This is a genomic window from Silvania sp. (assembly GCF_051656365.1).
Classification (GTDB): Bacteria; Pseudomonadota; Gammaproteobacteria; order Enterobacterales; family Enterobacteriaceae; genus Enterobacter; species Enterobacter hatchlandensis.
The window spans coordinates 39987-47523 of record NZ_JBOGBT010000014.1; the positions used below are offsets into that span (position 1 = coordinate 39987).

Here is a 7537-nt window from a genome sequence, read left to right on the forward strand (position 1 = left end):
AACCCTCTCCCTCAGGGAGAGGGGATCGACCGTGCCAATCATTGTTAAATCGTAATCCGATAGCGAACGTAATCATCTACCGTTGCCAACTTGTCATACAGCGCCCGGGCCGGATTGCCCTCCCGGGTGACCCAGTAGACCTTCGACCATGACTGCTTCCGGGCCTCATCAATAATGGCCTCAATCAACGCCCTGCCCGCCCCCTTGCCGCGCGCCGCGTCATCGACAAACAGATCTTCCAGATAGCACAGCGGCTGGGTCACCCAGGTGCCTTCATGCAGGACACAAATCGCGAACCCCACCACGCCCTGTTCGGTTTCGGCCAGTCGGCAAAACAGGCCCGACTCCGGGGACAACACCCGCCGCCAGGTCGCCAGGGTTACCGCTTCATCCAGCCCGGTGCCGTAAAAATTCAGATAGCCCTTCCACAACCTTAACCATACGTTGAAATCTTCCGCCTGCGCGTCACGTACCTTAACCATCGTTTATTCCTTGATGTGTCTGAGATTTACTGATGATAACCAGGATTGTCCTCCTTCCCGGGCAGGAGAATAAAATTATTACTGGTAGCTGCCGTAATAGTTCCGAAACAGCTCTCTCTTCGAGGATGGCTTTGCCGAACCAGGCTATTTTTAAAGCTCGTATCATCACCGGAGCGAATAATGAAAGTCTTAATGGTTCTCACCTCTCACAGTGAACTGGGCAATACCGGTAAGAAAACGGGCTTCTGGCTGGAAGAGTTTGCCGCCCCGTATTACATCTTCAAGGATGCGGGGGCCGACGTGGTACTGGCCTCCCCGGCAGGCGGCCAGCCTCCGCTGGATCCCAAGAGTGATTCAGCCGATTTTCAGACCGAACTGACCCAGCGCTTCAAAGCCGATCCGGCGGCCCAGCGCGAACTCGCCAACACCCTCAAGCTCGATAGTGTGCGTCAGGACGATTTTGATACCGTCTTCTATCCCGGCGGCCACGGCCCGCTGTGGGATCTGGCCGAGTCACAGACCTCCATCGCCCTGATTGAAGCCTTCACCCGCGCCGGTAAACCCACGGGCTTCGTCTGTCATGCGCCGGGCGTGCTGCGCCATGTGAAGGCCGCCTCTGGCGAGCCGCTGGTTAAGGGTCGTCAGGTGACCGGGTTTACCAACGGCGAAGAGGCTGACGTCGAGTTGACCGACATCGTCCCTTTCCTGGTGGAAGATGAGTTGATTGCCCTGGGGGCGAACTACCAGAAAGGGCCAAACTGGGGATCGTATATTGTCGAAGACGGCCAGCTTATCACCGGGCAGAATCCGGCCAGCTCCGAAGAGGTGGCAAAAGCGCTGGTTGCTGCGCTTCGTTAACTGCTTTCAGCCCGGCCGCTGGCCGGGCTGAAAGCAGGCACGATATCGCAATCAGGTCGGCATAGAGAAGGTGGTGACCTTATTGGTCTGCGGATCGATAGAGATAATGCAGATAGCAAAGTTGCCGCCAAAGCGGTCTTTACGATCGGAAATGCGCAGGTTGTAGGTTTCGGAGAACGAGGTATAGCCCGAGGAGTTGGACTCGTTCAGCTTGAAGCCGACGATCTGTTCGAAATAGTCCCGGCTCTTGCCGACGCTGGTCTTGCACTGGTCATTGGTGATGGTGCCGGACTCTTTTGCCGCCGCTGCGGTTTGCGCGCCAGTGGACGATTTGGGCGTCAGGGCCGTATTGACCGCTTTCATCCCGTCACTCATGTTTTTCTGGAAATCGGCGCAAGAGGTAGAAAGTAAAACCATGCCGCATAAAAGAAGCTTTTTCATTGTAATCCTTACAATATTTAACGTTATTCAATCATTAACTATTATAATTTTTACAAACCGTTAACTCCAGCAAACCTTTTATACGGCATTTCTTAACCCACTGAATATAAGAACCTTTTACCACTCACCTCTACAATTATTGGTAGGTTTTGGCATTACCCCTTAATTCTTGGATCAAGCGCGTCGCGCAACCCATCTCCCAGCAGATTAAACGCCAATACGGTGAGGAAAATCGCCATGCTCGGGAACAGCGCCACATGCGGAGCAATCACCATATCGGCCCGCGCCTCGTTGAGCATCGCCCCCCACTCCGGGGTCGGCGGCTGAGCGCCTAACCCTAAGAACGACAGGCTGGCGGCCGAGATAATCGACACCCCGATACGCATGGTGAAATAAACCACGATCGAGGAGACGGTACCTGGCAGAATATGGTTAAACAGGATGGTGGTATCACTGGCGCCAATGCTGCGCGCCGACTCGATAAAGGTCTGCTGCTTCAGGACCAGGGTATTGCCGCGCACCAGGCGGGCAAAGGCCGGGATGGAGAAGATCGCCACGGCGATGATCACGTTGGCCATGCCGTTGCCCATCACCGCCACCACCGCAATCGCCAGCAGAATGCCGGGGAAGGCAAAGAGCACGTCGCAGATGCGCATGATGATCCGGTCCCACCAGCCTTCGTAGTAACCGGCCATCAGGCCCAGCACCGTGCCGATAGCTGCGCCAATCAGCACCGCAAATACCCCGGCGGCGAGCGAGATCTGCGCCCCCATCAGCACCCGGCTGAAGATATCGCGTCCGAGCGAGTCCACGCCGAACCAGTGCATCATCGACGGGCCTTCGTTCAGACGGTCATAATCGAAATAATTCTCCGCATCGAAGGGGACGATCCAGGGGGCCAATACCGCCACCAGGATCAGCAGCAGGACAAACAGCCCGGCGGTCATCGCCACCGGCTGCTTACGAAAGCGTCGCCAGAATTCGAACCACGGCGTGCGGATCTGATCCGGTTTGAGTCCCGGCATCGCCTTTAACATGGCGTGCCGACGCCAGTTTAACAATCGCATCTTACTTGTACCTGATAGCCGGATTAATGGCGGCATAGAGCACATCCACCACTAAGTTGATAAGAATAAACTCCAGCGAAAAGAGCAGCACTTCCGCCTGGATCACCGGGTAGTCGCGCATGTCGACAGAATCGACCAGCAAGCGCCCGAGCCCCGGCCAGTTGAAGACCTTTTCCACCACGATCGAGCCGCCGAGCAGGAAGCCGAACTGCAGCCCCATCATGGTCACCACCGGGATCATCGCGTTGCGCAGGCCGTGCTTGAGGATCACCCACTTCTCGCTAACCCCTTTCGCCCGGGCAGTGCGCATATAGTCTTCGTTCAGCACATCAACAAACGAGGCGCGGGTGAAACGCGCCATCACCGCCGCCACCGCCGCCCCCAGGGTCAAAGATGGCAGGATATAGTGCCGCCAGCTGTCGGCCCCCACGGTGGGCAACCAGCCCAGCTCGACAGAGAAGACCTGCATCAGCAGCATCCCCAGCGCAAAGGCCGGGAAGGAGATCCCCGTCACCGCCAGCGCCATCCCCAGCCGGTCCGGCCAGCGGTTACGCCAGACGGCCGCCACAATCCCGGCCCCCAGACCAAACAGCATCGCCCAGGCCATGCTGGCAATGGTCAGCCAGAAGGTGGGCATAAAGCGGCTGGCGATCTCTTCCGAGACCGGTCTGCGCGACACCATCGAAGTGCCAAAATCGCCCTGCAGGACGTTGGTCATGTAGTGCCAGAACTGCACATACAGCGGTTGATCCAGTCCAAGCTGCTTACGCACCAGCTCGATCACCGTGGCGTCCGCTTCCGGACCGGCAATCAATCGTGCCGGATCGCCCGGCAGCATATGCACAAACAAAAAGACCAGCACCGCCACAATCAACAGCGTCGGGATCAGCCCCAACAAACGTTTAATCACATAATTCAGCATGCACATTCCTCTCATCCCGCAGGCGTAAACCTGCGGGAATGAGTGCTCTATTTCAGATCCGCGTCGTCAAAGCTAAAGCCGGTATCCGGCATGATGTAGAACCCGGTCAGCGCCTTGTTATGCGCCGACACCAGCTTCTCGACCACCAGCGGCACCCACGGTGACTCTTTCCAGATGGTATCCTGCGCATCCCTGTACAGTTTCGCTTTCTCTTCCGGTTGAGTGGTTTTCAGGGCATCCGTCAGATCTTTATCCACCTGCGGGTTGCTGTAGAACGCGGTATTGAACAGGGTTGGCGGCCAGTTTCCGGAGGCAAACAGCGGCGACAGCGCCCAGTCGGCTTCACCGGTCGAGGCGGTCCAGCCGGTGTAGAACATTCTCACCCCGCTCTCTTTCTGCCCTTTGCCTTCCACCTCGGCCGCGCGCTGACCGGCATCCATCGCCGTCACCTGCACCTTAATCCCCACCTGCGCCAGCTGCTGCTGGGTAAACTGCAGCACCTTCTGGGCGGTACTGTGATTGTGCGACGACCACAGGGTGGTGCTGAAGCCGTTCGGGAATCCGGCCTCTTTCAGCAGTTCGCGCGCTTTTGTCGGGTTGTATTCCCACGGGTGATACTGCTGGGAGTACGCGATGGATGGCGGTACCACGCCGGTGGCTGGGGTGGCATAGCCAGCAAAGGCCACCTTCACCAGCGCCTCGCGGTTGATGGCGTAGTTAATCGCCTCGCGCACTTTCGGGTTATCGAACGGCTTTTGCGTGACGTTCATGCTGATATAGCGCTGCATGATTGACGGGCTGGCCACCAGCTCCAGCTTGCTGTTTTTACTCAGCAGCGCCGCCTGCTCGTAGGGGATAGGGAAAGCAAACTGCGCTTCGCCGGTCTGTAACATCGCCGCGCGAGTGTTGTTATCCACCACCGGACGCCAGGTGATGGTGTCCAGCTTCGGCAGTCCCTGCTGCCAGTAACCGGCAAACTTCTTCACCTTCACAAAGTCGGTCTGATTCCAGGTCACCAGCTCATACGGCCCGGTGCCCACCGGATGGAAGCCAATCTCTTTGCCGTATTTTTTCAGCGCTTCCGGGGAGATCATCGCCGTGGCCGGGTGGGCAAGAATGTTGATAAAGGCCGAGAACGGCTCTTTAAGGGTGATTTTTACCGTGGTGGGATCGACAGCCTCGGTGCTGGCGATATTTTTATACAGGTTATAGCGCTTAAGGCTGTTTTGCGGATTGCTGGCGCGATCGAGGTTGACCTTCACGGCTTGGGCGTTGAAGTCGGTACCGTCCTGGAACTTCACGCCGCTGCGCAGCTTCACGGTATACACCAGCCCGTCGTCAGAGACCTTGTAGCTCTCGGCAAGCACGTTTTTCAGCTGCATCTCTTTATCAAGACCAAACAGCCCCTGATAAAACGACTTCGCCACCGCCTGCGACAGGGTGTCGTTGGCATCATACGGATCGAGGGTGGTGAAGTTGGACGCCACCGCCACCACGACATCTTTGGCCGCAAACGCGGGTGTGGCAGCCAGTGCTGCCGTGACGCTCGCGGCTAACAGCCATCTGCGAGCAACAAATTTTGTCATTGTATTCTCCTGTTGTTCCCTGCTGTTGTTGTTGGTTATAAACGTGAAAACGCATTATCCTGGCGCGGCGGCGCGACAAAATGACCGGGGCTCACCTCCCGAAGCACAACGCGCTCGGCAGACTCTCCCCGCTTGCGAATATTGCCCGGCAGCTCATCCTGCACCAGCACCCGTTGGGCGTGGCGATGAGCCGGATCGGCGACCGGCACAGCGGCCATCAGCTTACGGGTATACGGATGCTGCGGGTTTTCAAATACCGCGCGGCGCGGGCCAATCTCAACGATTTGCCCGAGATACATTACCGCCACGCGATGGCTGATGCGCTCCACCACCGCCATGTCGTGTGAAATAAACAGAAACGCGATGCCCATGTCCCGCTGCAGGTCGAGCAGCAGGTTGATGATCTGCGCCCGAATCGAGACGTCCAGCGCCGAGACGGACTCGTCGGCAATCACCACTTTCGGATTGAGCGCCAGCGCGCGGGCAATGCAGATCCGCTGCCGCTGACCGCCAGAAAACTCATGCGGATAGCGCCAGGCGTGTTCCGGCTTCAGCCCCACCCGCTCCAGCAGCCAGGCGACCCGACGCTCGGCGGCGACCCCGTCCAGCAGGTTATGCACCCGCAGCGGCTCCATGATCGAATAGCCCACCGTCTGGCGGGGATCGAGCGAGGCGTACGGGTCCTGAAAGATAAACTGAATATCCCGGCGCAGCGGCTGAAGCTTGCTGGCAGGCAGGGTATCGATGCGCTCGCCGTTGAAGGTGATGGTGCCCGCCTGGGACTCTACCAGCCGCAGCAGCGCTCGCCCGGTGGTGGATTTTCCGCTGCCGGACTCCCCCACCAGCGACAGCGTCTCGCCGGGCCATAAATCAAAGCTGACATGCTCCACCGCATGCACTTCTCGCTTGATGCGGTTCAGCAGTCCGCCGCGCAGCCCAAAGCGCGTCACAAGGTCCCGGACCTGCAAAATCGGCTCGCCCGGCACCACGGTATCCTGCTCGGTCTCCGCTTCCTGATAGTCAGGTTGGGCAGGCGAAATCAGCGGGAAGCGCCGCGGTAAGTCGGTTCCGTGCATCGCCCCAAGCCGGGGAACGGCCGCCAGCAGCGCCCGGGTGTAGGGATGCTGCGGCGCATGGAAAATCTGTTCAACCGGGCCGGTTTCGACGGCTTCGCCCTGATACATCACCAGCACCCGATCGGCAATATCCGCCACCACCCCCATGTCGTGGGTGATAAAAATCACCCCCATCTCCATCTCCTGCTGCAACACTTTGATCAGCTGCAGGATCTGCGCCTGGATCGTAACGTCGAGCGCGGTGGTCGGCTCATCGGCAATCAGCACCGCCGGGCGACAGGAGAGCGCCATGGCGATCATCACCCGCTGGCGCATCCCGCCGGACAGCTGATGCGGATAGCGGTTCAGAATGGCCTCGGCCTCCGGGATCCGCACCTGCTCCAGCATCCGTTTTGCTTCGGCCAGCGCCTCGACGCCATTCAGCCCCTGATGCAGGCGAATCGACTCGGCAATCTGCTCACCCACCGGAAACACCGGGTTAAGGGAGGTCATCGGCTCCTGGAAAATCATCGCCATATCGGCCCCGCGCACGCTGCGCATCTGCGACGGACTCAGGTCGGTGAGATTGCTCACCTGGCCGCTGCGGCGACGCAAGAGCAGACTGCCGCAGTCGACAAGCCCACCGGACTGCTCAATCAGGCGCATCAGCGATAGCGCGGTGACCGATTTCCCGGAACCGGATTCACCGACAATCGCCAGCGTCTCGCCGCGCTTCAGCGAAAAAGAGAGATTTTTGACCGCCGGGACAGGCTCCCGACCGTCAGGAAAGGCAACATTCAGATGATGTACGGCCAGCACCTGCTGGCTGTCGAGCCGATCGCTGTTCGGCATCCGGTTCCCCTTATTCACGATAGATCCCGGTGCTGGGCGCATCGCCGGCATAGCCCCAGGCGCGATACATACCTTCACTGTTAAAAGGCAACGCCACGTTACCCTCACGATCGACGGCAATCAGGCCGCCGCTGCCGTCGAGAGCGGGAAGTTTTTCCATCACCACCCGCTCGCAGGCTTCGGCCAGGCTTAAGCCGCCGTAGTCCATCAGCGCGGCGATGTCATAGGCCGCCAGGGTGCGAATAAACACCTCCCCGGTACCGGTACAGGAGAC

The 7537-nt window shown here is 58.8% G+C and carries 8 protein-coding genes; 1 reads left to right on the plus strand and 7 read right to left on the minus strand.

Annotation, left to right across the window (positions count from 1 at the left end; all coding sequences use genetic code 11):
- Positions 1-44 precede the first annotated feature (44 nt).
- Positions 45-482 carry a GNAT family N-acetyltransferase gene (locus ACRDD5_RS02615; RefSeq protein WP_438675835.1) on the minus strand — a complete coding sequence of 146 codons (438 nt, stop codon included), beginning with the start codon at positions 480-482 and terminating at the stop codon, positions 45-47.
- Between the two features lie 180 nt (positions 483-662).
- Here ACRDD5_RS02615 and ACRDD5_RS02620 point away from each other — a divergent pair, with 180 nt between their 5' ends.
- Positions 663-1340, plus strand: a complete 678-nt coding sequence (locus ACRDD5_RS02620; protein ID WP_438675836.1) for a type 1 glutamine amidotransferase domain-containing protein — start codon at positions 663-665, stop codon at positions 1338-1340.
- Positions 1341-1391: 51 nt separating this feature from the next.
- On the opposite strand, the gene ACRDD5_RS02625 is transcribed toward ACRDD5_RS02620, so the two are convergent.
- The 6 genes from ACRDD5_RS02625 to ACRDD5_RS02650 all read right to left on the minus strand — a co-directional run.
- Positions 1392-1781: a hypothetical protein gene (locus ACRDD5_RS02625; protein WP_438675837.1), complete on the minus strand. Its 390-nt coding sequence runs from the start codon at positions 1779-1781 to the stop codon at positions 1392-1394.
- 155 nt (positions 1782-1936) lie between these two features.
- On the minus strand, positions 1937-2848 hold the full coding sequence (gsiD, locus tag ACRDD5_RS02630) for a glutathione ABC transporter permease GsiD (RefSeq protein ID WP_271280588.1): 912 nt from the start codon (positions 2846-2848) through the stop codon (positions 1937-1939).
- Between the two features lies 1 nt (position 2849).
- The gene (gene gsiC / locus ACRDD5_RS02635; RefSeq protein ID WP_271280587.1) at positions 2850-3770 is read right to left on the minus strand and encodes a glutathione ABC transporter permease GsiC; all 921 of its coding nucleotides are present in this window, start codon (positions 3768-3770) and stop codon (positions 2850-2852) included.
- 47 nt (positions 3771-3817) lie between these two features.
- Entirely contained in the window at positions 3818-5356 is a 1539-nt protein-coding gene (gene gsiB, locus ACRDD5_RS02640; protein ID WP_438675838.1) for a glutathione ABC transporter substrate-binding protein GsiB, read from the minus strand.
- Positions 5357-5391: 35 nt separating this feature from the next.
- Positions 5392-7263, minus strand: a complete 1872-nt coding sequence (gene gsiA / locus ACRDD5_RS02645) for a glutathione ABC transporter ATP-binding protein GsiA (protein WP_438675839.1) — start codon at positions 7261-7263, stop codon at positions 5392-5394.
- A 10-nt stretch (positions 7264-7273) separates the two neighbouring features.
- Positions 7274-7537: isoaspartyl peptidase/L-asparaginase (locus ACRDD5_RS02650; RefSeq protein ID WP_438675840.1), on the minus strand; the 264-nt coding region annotated here is incomplete at its 5' end.

Bases quoted from the DNA above. Each gene is read 5' to 3' on its own strand.
- ACRDD5_RS02620 (WP_438675836.1), top strand. From the start codon at position 663: ATGAAAGTCTTAATGGTTCTCACCTCTCACAGTGAACTGGGCAATACC.
- ACRDD5_RS02625 (WP_438675837.1), bottom strand. From the start codon at position 1,781: ATGAAAAAGCTTCTTTTATGCGGCATGGTTTTACTTTCTACCTCTTGC.
- gsiA (WP_438675839.1), bottom strand. From the start codon at position 7,263: ATGCCGAACAGCGATCGGCTCGACAGCCAGCAGGTGCTGGCCGTACAT.
- gsiC (WP_271280587.1), bottom strand. From the start codon at position 3,770: ATGCTGAATTATGTGATTAAACGTTTGTTGGGGCTGATCCCGACGCTG.
- ACRDD5_RS02615 (WP_438675835.1), bottom strand. From the start codon at position 482: ATGGTTAAGGTACGTGACGCGCAGGCGGAAGATTTCAACGTATGGTTA.
- gsiD (WP_271280588.1), bottom strand. From the start codon at position 2,848: ATGCGATTGTTAAACTGGCGTCGGCACGCCATGTTAAAGGCGATGCCG.
- gsiB (WP_438675838.1), bottom strand. From the start codon at position 5,356: ATGACAAAATTTGTTGCTCGCAGATGGCTGTTAGCCGCGAGCGTCACG.